General features: G+C 66.7%; 19 protein-coding genes and 1 tRNA gene. 10 read left to right on the top strand and 10 right to left on the bottom strand.

What is annotated here, in order from left to right:
- Nucleotides 1–24 precede the first annotated feature (24 nt).
- Nucleotides 25–612: an SCO family protein gene (locus tag EV560_RS08840; RefSeq protein WP_131855361.1), complete on the top strand. Its 588-nt coding sequence runs from the start codon at nt 25–27 to the stop codon at nt 610–612.
- 116 nt (nt 613–728) lie between these two features.
- On the opposite strand, the gene EV560_RS08845 is transcribed toward EV560_RS08840, so the two are convergent.
- Complete coding sequence (locus tag EV560_RS08845; protein WP_131855362.1) at nt 729–1,325, bottom strand: CAP domain-containing protein; 597 nt, start codon at nt 1,323–1,325, stop codon at nt 729–731.
- 214 nt (nt 1,326–1,539) lie between these two features.
- On the opposite strand from EV560_RS08845, the gene EV560_RS08850 reads away from it, so the two are divergent.
- On the top strand, nt 1,540–2,622 hold the full coding sequence (locus EV560_RS08850) for an ATP-grasp domain-containing protein (RefSeq protein WP_131855363.1): 1,083 nt from the start codon (nt 1,540–1,542) through the stop codon (nt 2,620–2,622).
- Nucleotides 2,623–2,962: 340 nt separating this feature from the next.
- Here EV560_RS08850 and bglX read toward each other — a convergent pair whose 3' ends face one another.
- Nucleotides 2,963–5,515, bottom strand: coding sequence for a beta-glucosidase BglX (gene bglX, locus EV560_RS08855; RefSeq protein WP_348982202.1), 2,553 nt, complete (start codon nt 5,513–5,515; stop codon nt 2,963–2,965).
- A 30-nt stretch (nt 5,516–5,545) separates the two neighbouring features.
- Between bglX and EV560_RS08860 the strand changes: the two genes are divergently transcribed.
- The gene (locus EV560_RS08860; RefSeq protein ID WP_348982203.1) at nt 5,546–7,222 is read left to right on the top strand and encodes a glucan biosynthesis protein G; all 1,677 of its coding nucleotides are present in this window, start codon (nt 5,546–5,548) and stop codon (nt 7,220–7,222) included.
- A gap of 167 nt (nt 7,223–7,389) precedes the next feature.
- The gene (locus EV560_RS35735) at nt 7,390–7,530 is read left to right on the top strand and encodes a hypothetical protein (RefSeq protein WP_165923391.1); all 141 of its coding nucleotides are present in this window, start codon (nt 7,390–7,392) and stop codon (nt 7,528–7,530) included.
- A gap of 134 nt (nt 7,531–7,664) precedes the next feature.
- On the opposite strand, the gene EV560_RS08865 is transcribed toward EV560_RS35735, so the two are convergent.
- A tRNA-Ala gene (locus EV560_RS08865) sits at nt 7,665–7,740 on the bottom strand.
- Nucleotides 7,741–7,917: 177 nt separating this feature from the next.
- Nucleotides 7,918–8,313: a TIGR02300 family protein gene (locus EV560_RS08870; protein WP_131855365.1), complete on the bottom strand. Its 396-nt coding sequence runs from the start codon at nt 8,311–8,313 to the stop codon at nt 7,918–7,920.
- 169 nt (nt 8,314–8,482) lie between these two features.
- Between EV560_RS08870 and aroA the strand changes: the two genes are divergently transcribed.
- From aroA to EV560_RS08885, 3 genes are all read left to right on the top strand, one after another.
- Entirely contained in the window at nt 8,483–9,823 is a 1,341-nt protein-coding gene (aroA, locus tag EV560_RS08875; RefSeq protein WP_131855366.1) for a 3-phosphoshikimate 1-carboxyvinyltransferase, read from the top strand.
- The gene (gene cmk, locus EV560_RS08880) at nt 9,820–10,488 is read left to right on the top strand and encodes a (d)CMP kinase (protein WP_465246983.1); all 669 of its coding nucleotides are present in this window, start codon (nt 9,820–9,822) and stop codon (nt 10,486–10,488) included. Before aroA ends, cmk begins: the two co-directional genes overlap by 4 nt.
- Before the next feature lie 77 nt (nt 10,489–10,565).
- Nucleotides 10,566–11,378 carry a DUF1194 domain-containing protein gene (locus EV560_RS08885; protein ID WP_131855367.1) on the top strand — a complete coding sequence of 271 codons (813 nt, stop codon included), beginning with the start codon at nt 10,566–10,568 and terminating at the stop codon, nt 11,376–11,378.
- A gap of 6 nt (nt 11,379–11,384) precedes the next feature.
- Here the strand turns inward: EV560_RS08885 and hrpB are convergent, their stop codons facing one another.
- The 3 genes from hrpB to EV560_RS08900 all read right to left on the bottom strand — a co-directional run bounded on the left by hrpB (nt 11,385) and on the right by EV560_RS08900 (nt 15,355).
- Complete coding sequence (gene hrpB / locus EV560_RS08890; protein WP_131855368.1) at nt 11,385–13,889, bottom strand: ATP-dependent helicase HrpB; 2,505 nt, start codon at nt 13,887–13,889, stop codon at nt 11,385–11,387.
- Nucleotides 13,890–13,992: 103 nt separating this feature from the next.
- Nucleotides 13,993–14,781, bottom strand: a complete 789-nt coding sequence (locus EV560_RS08895; RefSeq protein WP_131855369.1) for a class II glutamine amidotransferase — start codon at nt 14,779–14,781, stop codon at nt 13,993–13,995.
- Between the two features lie 97 nt (nt 14,782–14,878).
- Nucleotides 14,879–15,355: a hypothetical protein gene (locus EV560_RS08900; RefSeq protein ID WP_131855370.1), complete on the bottom strand. Its 477-nt coding sequence runs from the start codon at nt 15,353–15,355 to the stop codon at nt 14,879–14,881.
- Nucleotides 15,356–15,554: 199 nt separating this feature from the next.
- Here EV560_RS08900 and EV560_RS08905 point away from each other — a divergent pair, with 199 nt between their 5' ends.
- Complete coding sequence (locus EV560_RS08905; protein WP_465246984.1) at nt 15,555–16,973, top strand: sodium:proton antiporter; 1,419 nt, start codon at nt 15,555–15,557, stop codon at nt 16,971–16,973.
- A gap of 135 nt (nt 16,974–17,108) precedes the next feature.
- Here EV560_RS08905 and EV560_RS08910 read toward each other — a convergent pair whose 3' ends face one another.
- From EV560_RS08910 to EV560_RS08920, 3 genes are all read right to left on the bottom strand, one after another.
- On the bottom strand, nt 17,109–18,110 hold the full coding sequence (locus EV560_RS08910; RefSeq protein ID WP_165923392.1) for an Lnb N-terminal periplasmic domain-containing protein: 1,002 nt from the start codon (nt 18,108–18,110) through the stop codon (nt 17,109–17,111).
- Between the two features lie 37 nt (nt 18,111–18,147).
- Nucleotides 18,148–19,758 (bottom strand): phosphoenolpyruvate carboxykinase, encoded by a 1,611-nt coding sequence (locus EV560_RS08915; protein WP_131855373.1) that lies wholly within the window; start codon nt 19,756–19,758, stop codon nt 18,148–18,150.
- A 292-nt stretch (nt 19,759–20,050) separates the two neighbouring features.
- On the bottom strand, nt 20,051–20,842 hold the full coding sequence (locus EV560_RS08920; protein WP_465246995.1) for a HugZ family pyridoxamine 5'-phosphate oxidase: 792 nt from the start codon (nt 20,840–20,842) through the stop codon (nt 20,051–20,053).
- Nucleotides 20,843–20,984: 142 nt separating this feature from the next.
- Between EV560_RS08920 and EV560_RS08925 the strand changes: the two genes are divergently transcribed.
- Together EV560_RS08925 and EV560_RS08930 are read left to right on the top strand one after the other, a co-directional pair.
- Complete coding sequence (locus EV560_RS08925) at nt 20,985–21,686, top strand: response regulator transcription factor (protein ID WP_131855375.1); 702 nt, start codon at nt 20,985–20,987, stop codon at nt 21,684–21,686.
- Between the two features lie 96 nt (nt 21,687–21,782).
- Nucleotides 21,783–23,576 carry a sensor histidine kinase gene (locus tag EV560_RS08930; protein WP_131855376.1) on the top strand — a complete coding sequence of 598 codons (1,794 nt, stop codon included), beginning with the start codon at nt 21,783–21,785 and terminating at the stop codon, nt 23,574–23,576.
- Nucleotides 23,577–23,578: the final 2 nt, after the last annotated feature.

Below are 23,578 nucleotides of genomic sequence, written 5' to 3' on the forward strand. Positions count from 1 at the left end.
GAACCGCCGCCCCGCGAGGATCCCTTGAACCGCCGCCTCATCCTGCCCCTCGTCGTCTTCCTGATCGGCGCGCTGGCGCTCGCCGCCGCGGCGATCATCACCTTCAGCCCGCGCCAGCAGGGCCAGAGCGGGACCGCGAGCGTCGGCGGGCCGTTCACCCTGACCACGGCCGAGGGCAAGCCCCTGACCGACAAGGAACTGCGCGGCGCGCCCTTCCTGGTCTTCTTCGGCTTCACCCATTGTCCGGATGTCTGCCCGACCAAGCTCTTCGAGATTTCGGAGACGCTGCGGGCGGCCGGCACGAAGGGCGACAAGCTCAAGGCGCTGTTCATCAGCGTCGATCCCGAGCGCGACACGCCCGAGGTGATGAAGAGCTATCTCGGCAGCTTCGACCCGCGCATCATCGGCCTGACCGGCAGCCAGGCCGATATCGACGCGACCGTGAAGGCCTATCGCGCCTATGCCAAGAAGGTGCCGCAGAAGGATGGCGACTACACGATGGACCATACCGCGCTGGTCTACCTGATGGACAAGAGCGGCAATTTCGTCGGCGCATTCAATATCGAACAGACGCCGGCCCAGTCTGCGGCGGAATGGCTGCGATACCTTTGAGCCTGAGCCTCGCAGCGCGCGAGGCGTACGCCCGCCCGGGCAGAGCTGAGTTGCGGCACTCCACAGGCTGAGCACCGGCCGGCCGGGACGTCGCGCAGACTGGCCCCGGGGACCGCCTAGCGCGGCGCCGGACCCGGCCCGCTCACGGCGACCGGCCCAAGGGGCGACATCAGCACCCCCGGCCCCTCGCGGCGCTGCTCGGGCTCGGCGGCGACGACCATTGCCCAATAGGCCCGGTAGCTGCTGCGCGGATCCTTGGCCAGCGCGATGCCGAAGCGCGTCGCCTCCGGCATCAGGAGATTGGCATTGTGCCCCGAGGAGGCGCGCCAGCCCGCGAAGGCCTCTTCAGTCGAATAATAGCCGCCGCCGAGATTCTCGGCGGCCCGCACCGTGTCGAGCCCGGCCGCATTCACCCGCGAGAAGAAGTTGCCGCCGACATCATGCGACAGGCTGTTGGCCGCGACCATCGCATCGGCCTGACGCTGGGCCATCGCGGTCAGCTTCGGGTCGAGCCGGACCGGGCCGAGGCCCTTCTGGGCGCGATAGGCCGACAGCATTTTTGCGGCATCGGCAGGATCGACGCGAACATTGGCGAGGGATTGCAGGGTTTTCTGATCGATCGGCCCGGTCCGCCGCGGCTCACCGGCGCAGCCTGCGAGAAAGAGCGCCGCGCACAGCCCGAAAGCCCTGAATCCGATCCTGTTCTTCAGCATGATTCGCCTTGGCTCGCGTCAGATGCGGCCGCTGTCGCGCAAGATCATGTCTGCTTTGAGGTCCGTCCAGACGCAGTGCCGGCTATCCGAATGTTCCACGATCGGCAGTGGTAACCCTGAAGAGTGCTCGACGCGGACAGCTTCCCTAGGGTCAGGATATCCTCGCGCTTTCACGACTGCCCCGGCAGGCCCGCGTTGAAAGCGGGGGAACGAAATGCCGAAAGCGTTGATACTGGCCAACGGTTTCCGCCTGCAATATCGGACACTGCGCTGCGCCGCCCCGCTGTTCGAGAGCGTCGAGGTCTATGGCACGAGCGATGCCAGGACGTTGGCGCGCTCGTTCTGTTGCCGTCGCTTCCATCCGAGCCGATCGGGGCCGGAGGCCTTTGGAACGCCTGCCGATATCGACGCGATCAACGAGATCCTGGTCACACGGGGGCTGGATTACATCTTGCCGAGCGATGCCGATTCGACGCGCTTCCTCGCCGAGCATCGCGGCGCCCTGGCCGCGACCTGCTATCCCGTGCCCGATGTCGAGACCTTCGATGCCTTGAACGACAAGGCCCAGTTCGCGCGCCTCTGCGCCCGGCTCGCCGTGCCTCACCCGGAGACACAGCTTTGTGATGACGTGGACGGGGTCAGGGCGGTGCTGGCGGCAGCCACGCCGGGCAGCCGCTTCGTCGTCAAGCCGCTCGGGCTCTGGGGCAGCCTCGGCGTCGCCATGATCACCGCTGGCGAGGCCGAGCCGGTGCTGCAATCGCTGAGCTACAGCCCGATCCTGCTGCAGGCCTATATTCCCGGCACCGAATTCACGACCGTCGTGCTCGCCCGGGCCGGCGCCCTGGAAAAGGTCACGCATTACGCCCGTGAGGGCGGGGCGGTCAGCTTCTTCGACCAGGGCGAGGCGACACAGTTGGCGGGAAAGATCGCCGCCGCCCTGTCCTATGACGGCGTCATGGTCTTCGATGTCCGCGTCGATCCGGAGGGCCGGCTCTTCCTGATCGAATGCAACCCGCGCTTCTGGTACCGGATGGACGCGGCCATGCGGGCGGGCGCCAATTTCATCGAATACGGACTCTGGCCCGAGCGTTCGCAGGGGAAAGGGCTTTTCCCGATACGTCCCGTCCGGCTCGACGGCGCCTCGACCGTACTCGGCCGCTTCATGCGGCCATGGTCGCTGAACGGCAGCGACCGTGCGTTCCTGCGCTTCGTCCTCGCCGATCCGCTGCCGGCCGCGTTCACGCTCGCGAGCCGGCTCGACCCCCGCCATCAGGCCGCGAACGGCCGCCAGCTTTGAAGCTCAACAAAAAGACCCCGTCAGCAGGGCTGGCGGGGCCAGTTTAAGGGGAGGAACAAGCGGGGTTGATCCAGTTACGCCCCGCTGCGCTCCCGAGATGACGCATTTCAAACGCCAGCGCGTCCTTCATTTGCATGGCAGGCGCGATTGGGTGGAACCGATTGAGTCGAGATCGCCGCGTCCCGTCGGACGCGACGTGGCGATCGATCTCCTTGGTCCTGCATCGAATCTGTCAGACCTAGAGCATTTCCGCGTTTCTTCGAATCGCGAAAATTATCTATCTACTTGTTTTGACGCATTTTCTTCACGCGAACCGGTATCCACTTCGCTCGAAAATGCTCTAGGCGAGCTCGAAGCTCTCCTCCAGGACATCGCGGGAATCGAGGCCGAGCTGGACGTCGAAACGCCCGCTCTCGACCACTTCCTTCAGCTCGGCATTGATGAACTTGAGCTGGTCCTCGCCGATCTCGAAGCGCACGACGCGGCTCTCACCCGGCTTGAGCGTGACTTTCTGGAAGCCCTTCAGCTCCTTCACCGGCCGGGCCACCGAGGCATAGGCGTCGCTGATATAGAGCTGCACGACGTTGGCGCCCTCATAGGCGCCTTCGTTCTTCAGCGTGGCCTCGGCGGTGAGGGTCTGGCCGCGCGCGATCCTGGAAGCCGAGAGCTTCAGGCCCGAGAGCGTGAAGCGGCTGTAGCTCAGGCCGAAGCCGAAGGGATAGAGCGGCCCATTCGGCTCCTCGAAATATTGCGAGGTGTAGTTGCCGGGCTTGCCCTCCGTGACCGGGCGCCCGATGCGCAGCTGGTTGTAGTAGACCGGGATCTGGCCGACCGAGCGCGGGAAGCTGATCGGCAGCTTGGCTGAAGGATTATGGTCGCCGAACAGGATGTCGGCGATGGCGTTGCCGCCCTCGGTGCCGGAATACCAGGTCTCGAGCAATGCGTCGGCATTGTCCTTTTCCCAGCCGATGGCCAGCGGCCGGCCGTTCATCAGCACGACGACGAGCGGCTTTCCGGTCGCCTTGAGCGCCTGGAGCAGCAAGCGCTGCGAGCCCGGCAGCTCGATGCTAACGCGGCTCGAGGATTCATGCGACATGCCGCGCACTTCGCCCACGGCGGCGATCACGACATCGGCCTGCTTCGCCACCGCGACGGCCTCGTCGATCATCGCTTGGATGCTGCGCGGGTCCTGGATGACCTCGGGCTTGTCCCAGTTGAGATAGTTCAGGTAGTCGACGATCTTGGGATCGTCGAGGACGTTGGAGCCACGGGCGGTGAGCAGGCGCGCCTTGCCGGCGATCGCCTTCTCGATGCCGGCGCGCAGCGTGACGGCAAGCTCCGGCACGCCCTGCGCCGACCAGCTGCCGAGGATGTCGAGCCCGGAATCGGCCAGCGGCCCGACAAGCGCGATCGTGCCGGCCTTCTTCAGCGGCAGGGTCTGGTTGCGGTTCTCCAGCAGCACGATGGTGTCGCGGGCGATCTCGCGCGCCGGCTGGCGGTGGAGGCGGCTATCGGCCTTCTCGTCGACCGGATCGTCGGCCTGGTTGCCCATGCGGATGAAGGGATCGGCAAAGAGGCCGAGATCGTATTTGACGCCCAGCACCTCGCGCACGCAGGCATCGAGCTCGGCCATGGCGACCTCGCCGGAGGCAATCAGGCCCGGCAGCTCGGCCAGGTAGACCTTGTCGGCCATGCTGAGATCGACGCCGGCCTTGATGGCGAGCTTGGCGGCCTCGCGCGCGTCGCGCGCCACACCATGCTTGGTCAGCTCGGTGATCGCGCCGTGGTCGCTGACCGTGACGCCGCTAAAACCCCATTCCTTGCGCAGAAGGTCCTGCAGCAGCCAGGTGTTGGAGGTCGCCGGCACGCCGTTGACAGAGTTGAGCGCGATCATGACGCCGCCCGCGCCGGCATCGATCGCGGCGCGATAGGGCGGAAGATAGACCTGATGCATGCGCATCGGGCTCATATCGACGGTGTTGTAGTCGCGCCCGCCCTCGACCGCGCCGTAAAGTGCGAAATGCTTGACCGCGGCCATGATGCTGTCTGGCCGGTCGACGGATTGGCCCTGGAAGCCGCGCACGCTGGCGCGGGCGCATTCGCAGACGAGATAGGGATCTTCGCCAAAACCTTCCGAGGTACGGCCCCAGCGCGGGTCGCGGCTGATATCGACCATCGGCGCGAAGGTCATGTCGACGCCGTCATTGCAGGCCTCGACCGCGGAGACGCGGGCCATGCGCTCGATCGCCGCCATGTCGAAGCTGGCGGCAAGGCCGAGCGGGATCGGGAAGGTCGTGCGGTGGCCGTGCACGACGTCATAGGCGAAGAAGAGCGGAATCTTGAGGCGGCTGCGCTTGACGGCGGCCTCCTGCAGCGGCCTGTTGTCGCGCCTGATGACGGTGTTGAACGAGCCGGCGATGCGCCCGGCCGCGATCTCCTCCATCAGCTGGGCATGCGGCATTTCGGGGCCGATGCTGATCAGGCGCAGCTGGCCGACCTTCTCGTCGACAGTCATGCGCGAAATCAGGTCGTCGATGAAGCCCTTCTTGGCGGCCTGATCGACCGAGGGATGCGCGCGCGCCGGGCCTGTCGTCGCCAGATTCGCCGCCATTCCAGTCGCCCAGGCGACGGACGCGATGGCGCCCAAAGCCTGCCGCCGGGACAGCCCGCTCCCGCCTGCGTCCGCGCCAGAGTTCGCCTCCCGCCCGTCGACGACCGGCACACCGTTTGACTTGTCCATGCTGAGTTTGTTCACTTCGATGATAGGCGCCGCAGACGGCGCAGATGCGGGTCGAGGTGTTCGGCGCTCATCCTTGACCCTTATGTCGATGATAGGCATTTGTGCTCGTGCGCGCCGCCGCCGACGCAGGACGCGCGCGCGCCGCCCTGCCATTTGGGCCTTTGTAGAGGAGCTTCTGTGAATTTGTCGACTCGTCCCGCAGTCGGGCCCTGCGATCTGGCCCGACGCTCCCCGACCTGGCGCATCTCAACTTCGGTTCTGGGCTGGCTGACTGCCGGAGCCCTCACACTTGCCACGCCGGCCTTCGCGCAGGAACTGCCGACCGGCTTCGGGCTGGACAAGGTGATGGCCAGGGCGAAGGCGCTGGCCGACACGCCCTATGTCGCCCCGGTCAGCAACCTGCCCGACGTCTTCAGCAAGATGCAGTTCGCGGACTACATGAAGATCCAGCCGCGGCGCGAACGCTTCGCCTGGGCAGATCTCGACACGCCATTCCAGTTGGCCTTCTACCATCAGGGCATGCAGTTCAGCACGCCGGTGAAGATCAACGAGATCGTCGGCGGGAACGTCCAGGAAATTCCCTACGATCCCGGCCGCTTCGCCTTCGGCGACCTGCATTTCGACCGCGAGCAGACCAGCAAGCTCGGCTGGGCAGGGTTTCGGGTGACCTACCCGATCAACCAGCCCGGCAAGGACGACGAGATCATGAGCGTGCTGGGCGCGAGCTATTTCCGCGTCATCGGCAAGCACCAGATCTACGGGCTCTCGGGCCGGGGCCTGGCCATCGACACCGGCCTGCCGATCGCCGAGGAATTCCCGGCCTTCCGCGAGTTCTGGATCCGCCGCCCGACGCAGCAGGACCGGTCCATCACCTTCTATGCCTTGCTCGATTCACCGCGGGCGACCGGCGCCTATGAGTTCACCCTGACGCCCGGCGACGACACGATGCTCGACGTCAAGGCCCGCGTCTTCATGCGTCCGGGCGGGAAGCCGGCGGCGCTCGGCATCGCGCCGCTGACCAGCATGTTCCTCCACGGCCCCAACCAGCCGCCGCCAAACTATAATTTCCGCCCAGCGATCCACGATTCCAACGGCCTTGCGATCCATACCGGGGACGGCGAGTGGATCTGGCGCCCTCTGAACAACCCTCAGATGGTCGCCGTCAGCAATTTCGCCGTCGAGAATCCGAAGGGCTTTGGCCTGCTGCAGCGCGGCCGGGCCTTTTCGCGCTACGAGGACCTCAAGGACCGCTACGACCTGCGCCCGAGCGCCTGGATCGAGCCGACCAACGACTGGGGCAAGGGCCATGTCCGCCTCGTCGAGATCCCGACCGCCGACGAGACCAACGACAATATCGTCGCGCTCTGGGCGCCGGAGACGCTCCCTCCCCCCGGCCAGCCGATGCAGTTCGACTACCGCATGCACTGGACCATGGACGAGCCGGCGATCATGAAGGACGGGCTGTCCTATGTCTGGCAGACCTTACGCGGCACCGGAGAGATCTATCAATCCAACCTCATCCGGGCCCATGACGGCACGCTCGCCTTCCTGGTCGATTTCAAGGGCCAGTCGCTGAGCGATCTCCCGTCCGGCGCGCCGGTCACCGCCCGCGTCAGCGCCAATGACAACGTCGAGATCGTCGGGTCGGAGCTTCAGCCCAACCCCGCCATCAATGGCTGGCGCCTGACCTATCGGGTCAAGGTCAAGGATCCGACCGAGGTGTCCGAGCTGCGCGCCGCGCTGGAGCTGGAGGGGCGCAGCCTGAGCGAAACCTGGAGCTTCCAGCTTCCGCCCCTGCCGGCCAGCATGTCCGCCAAGGAGCGGGAGCGCTACCTCAACCTCTTCAAGACGATGGAGTAGCATCAGCCGCCGGAGCGAACGCTTCGGCGGCATGCGTTCATGCGTCGAGACGGAATGCAGCGGTGCAAATTCCGAAGCCGTTGCGAGCGGGCAGGCTGGAGCAAGCTGACGTCCAGCCGATTCGGGGCCTGCATCATCTATCCTGGCGGCGGCGAAACGAGATGGCCATGCTGAGACTCATCGGCGCCTGCCTCATCGGCCTGACGATCTCCGCCTGCGTCGCCACGGGATCCGAGACCGAGGGCGGCAAGCCCATCTGCGAAACCCATTCGATCGGCAATGGCCAGACGTTGACGGAGTGTCGGTAGGCCGACCGAGACGCAGCATCCACCGCGACGACTCAGGCGGGATTAGCGGCGGGCTATTGAGAGATTGCAGCCAATCGCAGCGAATGGCCGATAACGGCCCGAGACATGCTGCAAGGTTTTCGCTGGAGGAGATTTGGTGGAGCCAGGCGGAATCGAACCGCCGACCTCTTGAATGCCATTCAAGCGCTCTCCCAACTGAGCTATGGCCCCACTTGCTGGCCGATTTGGGGATCGGCCGGGTCTTCCGCGTTCATCCGTCCTGTGCGTCACCGCTTCGGGGCCGGATCACTCGCTCGCCGCAACCGCGGCGCAGCGCTCTATAGGCGGGGTTGCTCCGAGACACAAGCACCCATGTGACGGTTTTCCGTCAATTCTTTTCGAGGCGCCTCAGACGTCCTCTTCGCCCTCGATATCGCCGTCAATCAGGTCGGAAACGTCGTCGTCGCCTTCCTCATCCTCCTCGAGGAAGGTGTCGTCCTCCTCCGGCGCGATATCGTCATCGACTTCGATATCGTCCTCGCTGGTGACGACGGTTTCCTTCTCGGCCGTCTCGGCATCGGCCTCATCGAGCGACACGAGCTCGACATTGCCCTCGGCGGCCTCGGTCTCTTCCTCGTCATCGGCCGGCTTCGGCGGCGCCGCCTTGGTGGCCTGCGGCTCGAACATCGAGCGCGGGAAAGCCTGCCCCGTATAGGGGGAGACGATGGGATCCTTGTTCAGATCGTAGAATTTGCGCCCCGTGGTCGGGCAAACGCGCTTCGTACCAAGTTCCGGTTTCGCCACTGCGTCGGACCTTCAAGTTCGGACATGTTCTGAAAAGCAGGCGCGTCCGTTAGTCGGGTGGGACCGCCCTGTCAAATACTGATTTGGCTTTGTTCCCTGCGTGACGCAAGCGTGACGCTCATGCTAGGCAGCCAGCGTTCCTCACGCAGTCCTATGGAAGCCCGCGATCGTGGCGCATGCCGAGCCTCCGATTCCCGTCACCGCACGCAGTCATGGCCCGCTTTCAGGCCGCGTCCGCGTCCCCGGCGACAAGTCGATCTCGCACCGCTCGCTCATCCTGGGGCTGCTCGCCATCGGCGAGGCCAGGATCCACGGACTGCTCGAAAGCGAGGACGTCATGCACACAGCGGCGGCCGCGCGTGCGCTCGGCGCGATCGTCCATCGTGACGGGCCCGGCGCCTGGCGCGTCCGCGGCGTCGGCATCGGCGGCCTGAGGGAGCCGGCCGGGCCGCTCGATTTCGGCAATGCCGGCACCGGCTCGCGCCTGATGATGGGCGTCTGCGGCGCGCATCCGATCACCGTGACCTTCGATGGCGACGCCTCGCTGCGCCAGCGGCCAATGCGCCGCATTCTCGACCCGCTCGAGCTGATGGGTGCGACCGTCGTCGCACAACAGGACGGCGGGCGCGTGCCGATCACCATCCGCGGGCCGAAGGAGGCGGTGCCGATCAGCTATCGCCCGCCGGTCGCCTCGGCCCAGATCAAGTCAGCCGTGCTGCTCGCCGGGCTTGCCGCGCCGGGCGAGACGAGCGTGATCGAGCCCGAGGCCACACGCGACCATACTGAAAAGATGCTTGCGCATTTCGGCGCCGAGCTGCGCGCCTCGCCGGACGGCGCTCACGGCCGCCGCATCGTCCTCAAGGGCCAGCCGGAGCTGCAGGCGGCGCCTGTCTTGGTGCCGGCCGATCCATCCTCCGCGGCCTTCCCGCTGGTGGCGGCCCTGATCGTGCCGGGCTCCGACGTCATCATCGAGAGCGTTATGACCAACCCGCTGCGCAGCGGATTGCTGGCGACCCTGCGCGAAATGGGCGCCGATATCACCGTCGAGAGCGAGAGCGATGCGGGCGGCGAAAGCGTCGCGACGCTGCGCGTGCGCGCCAGTGCGCTCTGCGGGATCACCGTTCCGTCGGAGCGGGCGCCGTCGATGATCGATGAATATCCGGTGCTGGCGGTCGCGGCCGCCTTCGCCACGGGCACCACGCGGATGCGCGGATTGCAGGAGCTGCGCGTCAAGGAATCGGATCGGCTCGCGGCGGTCGAGGCGGGGCTGAAGGCCGCCGGGGTGACCTGCCGGATCGAGGGCGACGATCTCGTCGTCGAGGGGGGCAGCGGTTCGGTCGCCGGCGGCGGCGTGGTCGCGACCCATCTCGACCACCGCATCGCCATGAGCTTTCTGGTGATGGGGCTGGCGACACGCAAGCCGATGCAGGTCGATGATGGGGCGATGATCGCGACCAGCTTTCCGGGTTTCGTCGCGCTGATGAACGAGCTGGGCGCCGAGATCGGATGAACGGGAACGATGCAAGCATGAAGGGCAAGGGCGGGCGGCTCGTGATCGCCGTCGACGGGCCGGCGGCCTCGGGCAAGGGTACCTTGGCGCGGCGGCTCGCGGCCCATTATGGCCTGCCCTATCTCGATACTGGCCTGCTCTACCGGATGGTGGCGCGCGCCATGCTCGATGACGACCGCGACATCCATGATGCGGCCGCGGCGGAACATGTCGTCGCGAGCTTCGACCAGTCGGGCTTTGCCGAGGAGACGCTGCGCGGCCGCGAGATCGGCGAGGCAGCCTCGGTGGTCGCGGCGATGCCGGCAGTGCGCAAGGGGCTGATCGAGCGGCAGCGCAGCTTCGCGGCGCAGCCGCAGGGCGCGGTGCTCGACGGGCGCGATATCGGCACGGTGATCTGTCCGGACGCACCGGCCAAGCTCTTCGTCACGGCGACGCCCGAGGTGCGCGCCGCGCGGCGCCACAAGGAATTGGCCGGGCGCGGCGAGGCTGCCACTTTCGAGGGCATCCTGGCCGATATCCGCCGGCGCGACGCCCGTGATTCGGGCCGCAGCGATGCGCCGCTGAAGGCGGCGGAGGATGCCGTGATCCTCGACACCTCGGCGCTGACGGTCGAGGAAGCGGTCGTAGCGGCGATCACGATCGTGAATGCGCGCCGCGCAGGCTGAGCCTGCACAGCTTTCGCCCTTGGCGAGAACGCAAACGAGGCGCACACTCCCGTCACAGGACGATGACGGAGGTGGCGATGCGGCGTTGGCTGTTCGGTCTCTTGAGTCTCGCGGCGGCCGGGCTCTGCACCGGCTCGGCGCCGAATGCGCAACAACCATCGGCACCGACTGACGAGGTCGATGTCGCGCTCGTGCTCGCGGTCGACGTCTCCTATTCGATGGATATCGACGAGCTGGCGCTGCAGCGGAACGGCTATATCGAGGCCTTCCGCTCGCCGCAGCTGCACCAGGCCATTGCCAAGGGCGCGATCGGCAAGATCGCCGTGACCTATTTCGAATGGGCCGGCGGCAATTTCCAGTTCGTGGTGAAGCCCTGGACGATCATCGACACACCGCAATCGGCGATCGCCTTCGCCGAGGAGCTGGGCGAGGCGCCGACGCGGCGTGGGCGGCGAACCTCGATCTCCGGCGCCATCGACCTCGGCATGTCGCTGCTCGACCAGGCCAATGTCACGGCGATGCGCCGGGTAATCGATATCTCCGGCGACGGCGCCAACAATGACGGGCGGCCGGTGACGGCGGCGCGCGACGAGGCCCGCGACAAGGGCATCAGCATCAACGGCCTGCCGGTGATGCTGAAGCAGGCGAGCTATTTCGACATCGACAATCTCGACGTCTACTACGAGGACTGCGTCATCACCGGCATCGGCGCCTTCGTGATCCCGATCCGCGAACGCCACCAGTTCGTCGACGCGACGCGGACCAAGCTGGTGCGCGAGATCGCCGAGCTGCCAGCCGGCGAGGCGCTGATCCAGAAGGCGCAGGCGCAAAAGCCGCGCACCGAATGCCTGGCGGGCGAGCGGCAATGGCGCGACCGGATGGGGAATTGAGGGCGCTCAGGTTCCGCGCGGTTTAGCCCGCGTCGTCGGCAGCGCGGCAGCTGGATCGTCTGGCCAGAGATGGCGCGGGTAGCGGCCTTTCATCTCCGTCTTCACGGAAGACCACGAGCCGCGCCAGAAGCCGGGCAGGTCACGCGTCACCTGGATCGGCCGATGGGCCGGCGACAGCAGCTCCAGCACCAGCGGCACCCGGCCACCCGCGAGCGAAGGGTGATGGGCGAGGCCATAGAGCTCCTGCACCCTGACCGAAATCGTCGGGCCGGCCTCGGCGGCATAGTCGACGGCAAGGTTCGAGCCGGTCGGCGCCGCGAAATGGGTCGGCGCCTCCGCATCGAGCCGGCGCTTCAGGTCCCAGGGCAGGAGCTCGGCAAGAGCTGACTCGAGGTCCGAGGGGTCGATCGCGGAGAGTGCGCTGCGCCCCTCGATATGGGGAGCAAGCCAAAGCTCCGGCTCGGCGGCAAGCCCGGTATCGGAAAGGTCCGGCCAGGGATTGTCGCCGCCGGCATTGGCCGCCTTGCGCAGGAAATCGGCGCGTTCGCGCAGCTGAAGCTGGCCCTTGCTCCAGGGCAGGAGATTGATGCCGAGCGCGGCGATGCCCTTGGCGAGGATCGCGGCATTTTCGGGCGTGGGTTCGACCGGGAGCGGCCGTTCGGCCAAGGCGAGCGCGCCATAGCGCCGGACGGCACGTGAGCGCAACGCGCGGGCGTTGCGGTCGAAGCTGGTCTCGGTGCCCTCCACGAGCGCGACCGGAGCAAGGCCTTCGCTTGCCAGCCGCATGATCTCATCCTCGCCGATCGCGGCCGCGCCGGTGATGCGGGCCTGCTGGGCGACACCGGTCATATCGGCGACGACGAGCCAGGGTTCGCGCGTCAGGCGTTGGCTCGGCTCCAGCGCGGCGCCGCGGCCATTGGCGAGGAGATACTGGCCAGAACCCGGTGTGCGCGCCCTGGCGACACGGTCGGGATAGGCGAGCGCGAGCAGGAAGCCGGGCGAGAGCGCCATGTCCTGCCGGAGCGGGCTCGCCTTTTCCGCCAATCGTGCCCAGCCCTCGGCGAGGCGGCGCATGTCGGCGGCGCGGCCGCCGCGTTCGCGCCCCATGCGCTCGGCCCGCTCGGCAAGGTCGATGCCGTCCCCGCCGAGGCCACGCTCGACCAGCACGGCAGCCAGATCGGCGGCGGGTCCGGCCTGGCCGTAATGCGCAGCCGCCACGACCATGCGTGCCAGGCGCGGCGGCAGGGGCAGGGCCTGGAGCGCGCGGCCATCCGGCGTGATCCGGCCATCGCCGTCGAGCGCGGCGAGCGCGAGCAGCAACGCGCGCGCCTCCTTCAGCGCGGGCGCGGGCGGCGCGTCGAGGAAGGCGAGGCTCGCGGGGTCGGTCACGCCCCAGGCGGCGCAATCGAGCAGGAGCGGGCTGAGATCGGCCGAGAGGATCTCGGGCCGCGTGAAGGCTTCCAGCGCGCCGGTGCCGGCCTCCTCCCAGAGCCGGTAGCAGATGCCGGGCTCGGTGCGGCCAGCGCGACCACGACGCTGGTCGCTGGCGGCGCGGCTGGCCCGGCGCGTCTCCAGGCGGGTGATGCCGATATCGGGCTCATAGACCGGGATACGCGCCAGGCCGGAATCGATGACGACGCGCACGCCCTCGATGGTCAGCGAGGTCTCGGCGATCGAGGTCGCCAGCACGATCTTGCGCCTGCCCTTCGCCGCCGGCAGCACGGCGCGGTCCTGCTCCTGCTGGTCGAGCGCGCCGTAGAGCGGGGCGATCTCGACGGCGGGGTCACGCAGGCGTTCGCGCAGACGCTCCTCGACACGCCTGATCTCGCCCTGGCCCGGCAGGAAGACGAGGAGCGAGCCGGCCTGCTCGTTCAGCGCCTGCAAGGCGGCGTCGGTGACCTGGTCTTCGATACGCTTCAGCGGGTCGCGGCTGAGATAGCGGGTCTCGACGGGAAAGGCGCGGCCCTCGCTCTCGATCACGGGCGCCTGGCCCAGGAGCCTGGCGACGCGGGCGCCGTCGAGTGTCGCCGACATCACGAGGATGCGCAGGTCTTCGCGCAGGCCGCCCTGCGCATCGAGCGCCAGGGCCAGGCCGAAATCGGCATCGAGCGAGCGCTCATGGAATTCGTCGAAGAGCACGGCGGCGACGCCGTCCAACCCGGGATCGTCCAGGATCATCCGGGCGAAAACGCCCTCGGTGACGACCTCGATCCGTGTCTTCGGCCCGATCTTCGAGCCGAGCCGGACGCGCAGGCCGACCGTCTCGCCGACACGTTCTCCGAGCGTCTGCGCCATGCGGTTGGCGGCGCCGCGGGCCGCGAGCCGGCGGGGCTCGAGCAGGATGAGCTTGCCGCCTTTCGTCCAAGCCTCGTCGAGCAGGGCGAGCGGCACGCGCGTCGTCTTGCCGGCGCCGGGCGGAGCGACAAGCACGGCATTGGGCGCAGCCGCAAGCGCCTTGGCGAGGTCGCCGAGAACGGCATCGATGGGGAGAGGGCTATCGAAGGCGCGCATAAAGCATGTTCCGCAGAAGTGGCATGCACTTTTGCGATAAGAACATGCTCAAACAACCACTTCGCGATGTGGCGCAGGCAGCGCCCGCGCGCAAGCGCCGCGCTCAGGCCGCCCGCTTCAGGCCGACCTCGAAGACCGAGACGGAGGCCGAGCCGCGGGTGGCGGTGACCAAGGCATTCGGTGGCACCGCCTGCCAGCAATCGCGGGCGGCGTCGACCGGCTCGGAGGCGACCACGACGCTGTCGTCGCGATTGCAGACATAGAGCGTCGGCGGCTTGGCGTCGGAGGACCAGCGGATGGCGTGGATGGTCTCGCCATCGGCGAGCGCGGCGGCGCAGCGCAGCGGCTCCTGGACGCCGGCCGCCTGCATCAGCAGCAGGACGTCGCCGATGGCCGCGGCGAGCGCATCCGGAGCCGGCAGGCCTTCCTCCATATGAGCGAGGGCAAGCAGGAAGAGCGCTTCCGAATCAGTCGTGCCGACGCGAGCGTCATAGAGAGTATCGGGAATCAACGCCTCCAGCCGCCGGCGGATCAACGCGTAGCCGCCGACCTGGCCGTTATGCATGAACAGATGCCGGCCATGGACGAAGGGGTGGCAATTGGCGCGCGTCGTCGCGGTGCCGGTCGCGGCCCGGACATGGGCGAAGAACAGATGCGAGCGGACCTGCCTGGAGATCGAGAGCAGGTTCTCGTCCGACCAGGCCGGCCTGATCTCGCGATACTGGCCGGGCTCGGACCTCTCGCCATACCAGCCGACACCGAATCCGTCGCCATTGGTGCCGGTCTTGGCCTCCTCGGCATGGAGCGACTGGTGGATCAGCGAATGGCAGGGAGAGGCGACGAAATCCTCGAGGAAGACCGGAACGCCGGAATAGGCGAGGAAACGGCACATGGTCGGGACCGAATCAGGATGCGGGGCTAAGGCGGCTCAGGGAGAAGATTGTTCCACGAAAATGAACGGCGACATAACAGTTCTTCTATGAGCCAGCTCACTCGCCGCAGGCGAAATCCAGCTTGGCCTCCTTGCGGCTGCGGCCAACCTTGACCTCGATCTCGAGCGGCGCGCAGGTGGCGTTGTCGAGCAGGAAAGCCTTGTGGATGCGGCCTGTCTCGCCGAACAGGAAACCGCCATAGACGCGCCGGAGCAGGATCTTCTCGCCGGTCTTGGCCTGCTGCTTGACCGTGATCGAGGCGAGGTCGCGGGCGATCTTGTCGGAGGATTTGGTGTTCTTGGCGCCGGTGAAAGCGAGCGTGACCAAAATCGCGTCCGCCGGCTCGCCGGCATCGCCCTCCCCGATCACCGTGTTGAACAGCGCCTTCTTGGTGCCGACGAGATTCTCCGAGAGCTTGCCGGAGCGCTCCAGGAATAGCTGGGCGCGGATCTCGTCGATCGCGACCTGGGCATGGGCAGGAAAAGAAGAGGCTGCGACGACGGCAAGCGTCAAAGCATAGACAGCAGTCCGCATCGCGGAATTTCCCCCGGCACGCCGTTTCCACCCGACGTTACGCAACTGAAGCATGCCGTCCAAAAGTGGAGAATAGATTTCATAGATTGGATAGCCGCGGCGGCTGCATGCCGCGTGGTTGCTAGCGTCGGAGCCATTGTTTAGTCAGCAGGCAAAGGAACGATGACAGGCCGCGGCACGCGGGCCAAGGGGAACCAGGGTGAAGATCGTCTCATCGCTTGCGTGCGCCACGCTCCTGCTTTGCCTCCTTCCCAGCGCAGCTTTCGCCGCTGGCGATATCGGCGGCGCGAGCATGGGAGTCGCCTGGGCGCTGCCCTTTGCCGGGATGCTGCTTTCGATCGCGCTCGGCCCGGTGCTCTTTCCGCATCTCTGGGAGCTGCATTACGGCAAGTTCGCTGCCTTTTGGTCGGTTCTGGTCGTGGTGCCGCTGGTGCTGTTCCGCGGCTTCGAACCGGCGCTGGGGACGCTGCTGCACACGGCGCTGCTCGACTATATCCCCTTCATCATCCTGCTCTTCGCGCTCTTCACCATCGCGGGCGGAATCCTGGTGATCGGCAATCTCGACGGCACGCCGGCGACCAATACGATCCTGCTGGCGATCGGGACCGTGCTGGCAAGCTTCGTCGGCACGACCGGGGCCTCGATCATCATGATCCGCCCGGTGCTGCGGGCCAATGACGACCGGCGCTACAACGTCCATGTCGTGGTGTTCTTCATCTTCCTCGTCTCGAATATCGGCGGCTCGCTGACGCCGCTCGGCGATCCGCCGCTCTTCCTCGGCTTCCTGCGCGGCGTCGATTTCTTCTGGACCACGACGCATCTGCTGCCGGCGACGACCTTCGCGGTGATTGTCCTGCTGGCGCTGTTCTACGCGCTCGACAGCTATTTCATCCGCAAGGAGAAGGACTATCCGCCGCTGCGCGACCCGACGCCGGACAGCCGGATCAGGCTCTGGGGCAAGATCAACCTGCTCCTGCTCGGCGGCGTGATCCTGGCCATCCTGATGTCGGCGAGCTGGAAGCCGGGCGTCAGCTTCGAGATCCATGGCGTTCATGCCCAATTGCAGAACGTCCTGCGCGATATCGCCCTGCTGATCCTGGCCGGGCTCTCGCTCGTCCTGACGCCAGGGCCGGTACGGGCCGGCAACGAATTCTCCTGGGGGCCGATCAAGGAGGTCGCCAAGCTCTTCGCCGGCATCTTCATCTGCATCATCCCGGTGCTGGCGATGCTGCAGGCCGGCCGGGACGGCGCCTTCGCAGCGCTGGTCGCGCTGGTCTCGAGCGCCGACGGCTCGCCCAACATCACCGCCTATTTCTGGCTGACCGGGGCGCTCTCCTCCTTCCTCGACAATGCGCCGACCTATCTCGTCTTCTTCGAGCTCGCCGGGGGCGACCCGAAGGCACTGATGACGACCGGGGCGCTGACGCTGGCCGCGATCTCGGCCGGCGCCGTGTTCATGGGCGCGAACAGCTATATCGGCAACGCGCCGAACTTCATGGTCTACGCCATCGCCAAGGACCGGAAGGTCAGGATGCCGAGCTTCTTCGGCTACATGCTCTGGTCGGGCGCGGTGCTGATCCCGCTCTTCATGGTGATGACGGCGTTGTTCTTCAGGTAAGGCGTGTCATCCCGTGCGCGCCGCGGCGCGCAGTGCCGCACGGGACCGCGTGCAGAATGAGGCGCCCTCTCCGTCGGACGGGCCCGCATCTGCGCAGCAGCATTACATGCCGCAGCGCGTGCGGGATGACGCGCGTCACGGCCGCCGGGTCGGCACGCCCTCGCGGATCTTCTTCGAGAAATCCGGATCGTCGAGCGAGAGCGTGCGCGCCTTCTCGCTGATCCTGCCGAGCCGGACCAGCTCCGCCAGTGGAATGTCGGTACGCACAGCGCCGATGCGCTGGAGATAGCCGGGCAAATAGCCGGAGAGGAGCACGCGAGGATCGAGCGGCAGCGCTCCGGGCGCGACCGTGCCGGCGAGATGGAAAACCACCGTGGTGCAGTTGGTCGTGAGGGTGTTGTACCAGCGCGGCTGCTTCGCCAGCAGGTTCACATCGGCAGCATAGGCCAAGAGCAGGTTGCGCGCCTGCTGCGGCGGGGCGACGAGCCGGAAGAGCCTGGTATCCTCGCCGCGGGCATTGGTGCGCAGGCCGACAATATCGCGCTCGTCGGCCGCGACATAGGCCATCTCGTACATGCGGAAGAAGCCGGCGAGCGCCGACCATTCCTGGCCCTTGTGACGCCTGACCTCGATCGAGAAGGTCAGCGGCGGAGAATCGGCGAAGGTGAAGCTCACCAGAAGATGAGCGATCGCCTCGCCCGACCAGTAGGACAGGAAGAGATCGGCGCCCTCGATCTTCGAGAGATCGAAGCTGCGCGTCTCCCAGCGCTGGTCGTAATCGGATTCGGTGCGCCAGCGGAAATTGCGCAGATTGGTGACGGTGATCTTGTCGCCTTCTCGCGTGATCTCGGGCAGGCGGGCGAGCTCGGGAATCCAGTCGCGATCATGCGATGGCTGGAACGTGCTCCACCAGGACAGCAGCCCGACGAAGACCATGGCGAAACCGAGCGGCAGGCGCGGCGCGGCGGTCCAGAGGCCGACCAGCCCGGCAAGCGCGGCGATGCCGAAGCCGACCGCGGCGACGATCGCGACGCTACCCTCGAGGCGAAACAGCAGGAGCCCGACGCCCCAGGTCGCGGCGCCGAGGATCACCAATGTCAGGAGAAGCTTCAGCACAATGAAAAAGAGGCGGCTCATCGCCGCCTCTCGTAGCACATCGCAAGGCGTCTGGCGCTTAGGCCGCCAGCGAATTCGTCGGGGCGGCGGCCCGGACGGAATCGTCGACATGATCCTCGAAGCGCTTGAAGTTCTCGGCGAACATGCCGACCAGCTTCTTGGCGGTCTCGGCGAACTCGGCCTTATCCTGCCAAGTCTTCACCGGATAGAGGATATGCGGCTCGACGCCCGGGACCGAGGTCGGCACCGCGAAGCCGAAATAGGGATCGCGGCGGTAATCGGCGCGGGAGAGCGAGCCATCGAGCGCGGCCGAGAGCAGGCGGCGGGTGACGCGGATCGGCATGCGCCGGCCGGTGCCATACTTGCCGCCGGTCCAGCCGGTGTTGACCAGCCAGCAATCGACATGGTGCTTGGCGATGAAGTCGCGCAGCAGGTTGGCATATTCCGACGGATGGCGCGGCAGGAAGGGCGAGCCGAAGCAGGTCGAGAATTCCGGCTCGACGCCGACGAGGCCGCGCTCGGTGCCGGCGACCTTGGCGGTATAGCCGGAGAGGAAATGGTACATCGCCTCGGCCGGGGTCAGCTTGGCGATCGGCGGCATGACGCCGAACGCATCCGCCGTCAGCATGACGATGTTCTTGGGCGTACCGGCGCGGCCGGTGCGCGAGGCGTTGGGGATGAAGTCGAGCGGATAGGCCGAGCGGGTGTTCTCGGTCTTCGACTGGTCGTCGAAATCGACCTCGCGGGTGATCGGATCCATCACGATGTTCTCGAGCACCGTGCCGAAGCGCAGCGAGGCCGCGTAGATCTGCGGCTCGGCCTCGGCCGAGAGCTTGATCGTCTTGGCGTAGCAGCCGCCCTCGAAATTGAAGATGCCGTCCTTCGACCAGCCATGCTCGTCATCGCCGAGCAGGGTGCGGTCGGGATCGGCCGAGAGCGTGGTCTTGCCGGTGCCGGAGAGCCCGAAGAAGATCGCCGACTCGTCCTTGGCGCCGACATTGGCCGAGCAGTGCATCGGAACGACGCCCTTGGTCGGCAGGACATAGTTCAGATAGGTGAAGACCGATTTCTTCATCTCGCCGGCATAGGCGCTGTTGCCGACCAGCACGATCTTGCGGGTGAAATCGATCGCGATCACCGTGTCGGTGCGGCAGCCATGGCGCTTGGGGTCGGCCTTGAAGCTCGGCAGGTCGATGATCGTCATCTCCGGCACATAGGAGGCGAGCTCGCCCTGCTCGGGCCGGATCAGCAGGTTGCGGATGAAGAGCGAGTGCCAGGCATATTCGGTGTAGACGCGCGCCTTGACGCGATGGGACGGATCGGCGCCGCCATAAAGGTCCTGGGCGAAGAGCTCCTTGCCCTCGGCATGGGCGAGGAAGTCGGCGAGCAGGGTCTCGAAATGCTCAGGGCTCATCGCCGCATTGTTTTCCCACCAGACATTGCTTTCGGTCTGGGCGTCCTTGACGACGAACTTGTCCTTGGGGGAACGGCCGGTATGGCTGCCGGTATCGGCGCAGAGCGCGCCGCCCCTGGCGATCTGCGACTCGCCGCGCTTCAGCGATTCCTCATAGAGCCGGGGCGCTTCGAGGTTCCAGTAGACGGTCTTGAGCTTGCGGAAGCCGGATTGATCGGCGCCGTGAACGGCGTTGAACAGACCGATATTTTCCACTGGGGATCCTCCCGAGACGCTGACCCGCCAGGATGCGGGCACTGTGTTGTCGTGGAGCACGAAGCCTTGGCTTCGCGCCGACGAATGGGGTTGGTGGCGCGCTCTTTAGAGGCATGATGACGCCGGCTCAAGTCGCGGAAAAGTCCCTAAATCGTTGAAAACGTACTAAATCGATTGAAAACGCTGCGATCATTAACGCGCCGGAGCGGCTGAACTGGCGTTTCATCCGCTTGGTTGAAAGAGCGCTGCAGCCTGGGCAGCGATTCACTTCGAAATTGCCGGTGAAACGCCTTCAGGCGGTGGTGCGCGCCTTTGCCGCGAGCGCGACCAGCACCGAGCGCAGCGCGCCGGGCCCGTCGACCGGTTCCGGGAAGGGCAGCCGTAGGACCTGGTCGCCGAGCGCGAGATCGAGCCCGTCGTGATCCAGCCCAGTGATGCGCCAGTCGCCATCGGGCGCGCCGAGCAGGGCGGTGGCGTAGAGCTTCACCGCGTCGGCATGGTCCTCGTTCATATGGGCCACCGCCCCTTCCTCGGCAGCGATCAGACCCTGAATCTGCGTGGGATCGGCGAGGATGTCGGAGGGTGTCAGCTCATAGGCGCGGCCGAAGCCGCCATTCAGGCTGGCGCCCTCGACCGACAGGGCGAAGAAGGAGAAGTCCGGGAAATCGACATAGAGCTGCGCTTTGGGCTGGCGCGCCAGGAAGCGACGGCGGATGCGGCTCCCCTCCTCGCTCTCGCGCTCGATCCGGCGCGCCCGCACCCGCAAGGTGATGCGCGGATGGGCGAGCGGATCGCCCTTGCCGCTCCTGGCAACCAGCAGCGAGGCGCGCGGATCGGCCTTCAGATTGGCGGTATGGCCCGAGAGCGCCGAGACCAGGATCAGCGGCGTGCCATCCAGGTCGGTGGCGAGGCTGGTCAGGCTGGCGAAGGGGTGGCCATCGCCCGACAGCGTCGCCAGCGCGCCGTGACGGGCAGCGCGGACAAGCTCGCGCGCCAGAGCGCGGGCGCCGTCATCGGTCGGCCTGATCGGGTCCTGGGCAGGCCTGCGCGCGACTTCTTCTTCCCGGGATGCGTCCTGCACGATGGAACCTCTTGGCGCTTTCAGTCTTTTTGCCGGCAGAGGCGTAGCGAAATTGTCACGCGCGGGCTAGATTGCGGCCATGGTTTGGCCGCTCTCACGCGAGAGTGGACCATTCATTGCAACCGGCAAAAGAGACAGAGAGCTTATGCCAACCATTGCGCTGGTCGATGACGACCGCAACATCCTGACTTCGGTTTCCATCGCTCTGGAGGCGGAGGGCTACCGCATCATGACCTATACGGACGGCGCCTCGGCGCTCGACGGTCTGAAGCAGAACCCGCCGGATCTGGCGATCTTCGACATCAAGATGCCGCGCATGGACGGGATGGAACTCTTGCGCCGGCTGCGCCAGAAATCCGACCTGCCGGTGATCTTCCTGACCTCGAAGGACGAGGAGATCGACGAGCTCTTCGGCCTGAAGATGGGCGCGGACGACTTCATCCGCAAACCCTTCTCGCAGCGGCTCCTGGTCGAGCGCGTCAAGGCGATCCTGCGCCGCTCCGGCGCCAAGGACGCGGCGGCTCCCGCCCGCGCCGAGGATGCCAAGGCCCTGGAGCGCGGCCAGCTGCGCATGGATCCGGAGCGCCATACCTGCACCTGGAAGGGCGAGCCGGTGACGCTGACGGTCACCGAATTCCTGATCCTGCAGTCGCTGGCGCAGCGCCCGGGCGTGGTGAAAAGCCGCAATGCGCTGATGGATGCGGCGTATGATGATGAGGTTTATGTCGACGACCGCACGATCGACAGCCACATCAAGCGGCTGCGCAAGAAGTTCAACCAGGTCGATGCCGAGTTCGATATGATCGAGACGCTGTATGGCGTCGGCTACCGCTTCAAGGAGATGTGAAGCGCCGCGCGCCTGAGGCGCGCGAATTTCCAGACCCTCGCGAGAGGGGCGGGGCGACGGCAGCCAGGCGGCTGAAGAGCGAGACGCGCCAAGACCATGGCCAGTGTCGGGAATGACAACCGGGTTTCGTCGGAAAGCCGCGGCTGGGGCGCGGCCTTGCGCCGACGGCTGATGCTCGCTGGCAAGCGGGCGTTGCGCGCCGTTTCCTCGCGCGCGGCATCGAGCCTGACGCGGCGCATCGTCGTGCTCAACCTCGCCGGGCTCGTCGCCCTGCTGGTCGGCTTCCTCTATCTCAACCAGTTCCGCGAGGGGCTGATCGAATCGCGCGTACAGAGCCTGCTGACGCAGGGCGAGATCATCGCCGGCGCGATCGCCGCCTCGGCCACGGTCGAGACCGACGCGATCACGATCGATCCCGACAAGCTGCTGCAGCTCCAGGCCGGCGAGAGCGCCGGCATCGCCGAGGACCCGCTCGATTTCTCGATCAATCCCGAGAAGGTGGCGCCGCTGCTGCGGCGCCTGGTGACGCCGACCAAGACGCGGGCGCGCGTCTACGACAAGGACGGGATGCTGACGCTCGACTCGCGCAACCTCTATTCGCGCGGCGACATCCTGCGGCTCGACCTGCCCCGCCTCGGCGAGCCCGACGAGCCGCCGCTGCTGGAGCGGACCTGGAACATGCTGCGCAACCGGCTCGGCCGCCCGGACGTGCCGACCTATGACGATTTCGAGAATGCCAACGGCAAATCCTATCCCGAGGTGGCGCGGGCGCTGAGCGGCGTTCCGGCCAGCATCGTGCGCGTCAACACGCGCGGACAGACCATCGTCTCGGTCGCCGTGCCGGTACAGCGCTTCCGGGCCGTGCGCGGCGCCCTGCTGCTCTCGACCCAGGGCGGCGATATCGACAGCATCATCGCCGGCGAGCGCTACGCGATCTTCCAGGTCTTCGCGGTCGCGGCCGGCGTCATGACCGTGCTCTCGGTGCTTCTCGCCGGCACGATCGCCGAGCCGATCCGCAAGCTGGCGGACGCGGCGCAGCGGGTGCGAAAGGGCGTCAAGTCGCGCGAGGAGATCCCGGATTTCGCCAGCCGGCATGACGAGATCGGCCATCTCTCGGGCTCGCTGCGCGACATGACCCGGGCCCTCTACAACCGCATCGAGGCGATCGAGAGTTTTGCCGCCGATGTCGCGCATGAGCTCAAGAACCCGCTGACCTCGCTACGCAGCGCCGTCGAGACCCTGCCGCGCGCCCGCAACGACGATGCGCGCAGCCGGCTGATGGCGGTGATCCAGCACGATGTCCGCCGGCTCGACCGGCTGATCTCCGATATTTCCGACGCATCGCGCCTCGATGCCGAGCTCGCCCGCAACGAGGCCGAACCGGTCGACATGGCGCAGGTGCTGGAGGCGGTGGTCGGGCTGCAGAACCAGACCAAGCGCGAGGGCCAGCCCGGCATCGAGCTCAAGATCGAGCGCCGTGGCCAGCGGCCAGGCGGGCGCAGCGACTTCCTGGTGATGGGCCACGATTCCAGGCTCGGCCAGGTCATGGTCAACCTGATCGACAATGCCCGCTCCTTCTCGCCACCGGACAAGCCGGTGCGCGTCATTCTGTCGCGCGCCGGGCCGGACGTGCTGGTCAGCGTCGAGGATGACGGGCCCGGCATCCCGGATCACGCGCTGGAACGCATCTTCGAGCGCTTCTATACTGACCGGCCGAACGAGGGCTTCGGCCAGAATTCCGGCCTCGGCCTGTCGATTTCGCGCCAGATCGTCGAGGCGCATCGCGGCAGCATCCTGGCCGAGAACCGCACCGACCCGGCCAATGACAACGAGGCCTGCCTTGGCGCGCGCTTCGTGGTGCGCCTGCCGGCCGTGTCGCAAGCCGCCTGAGC

The organism is Allobosea sp. BK604 (assembly GCF_004341515.1).
In the GTDB taxonomy this organism is placed as follows: domain Bacteria; phylum Pseudomonadota; class Alphaproteobacteria; order Rhizobiales; family Beijerinckiaceae; genus Allobosea.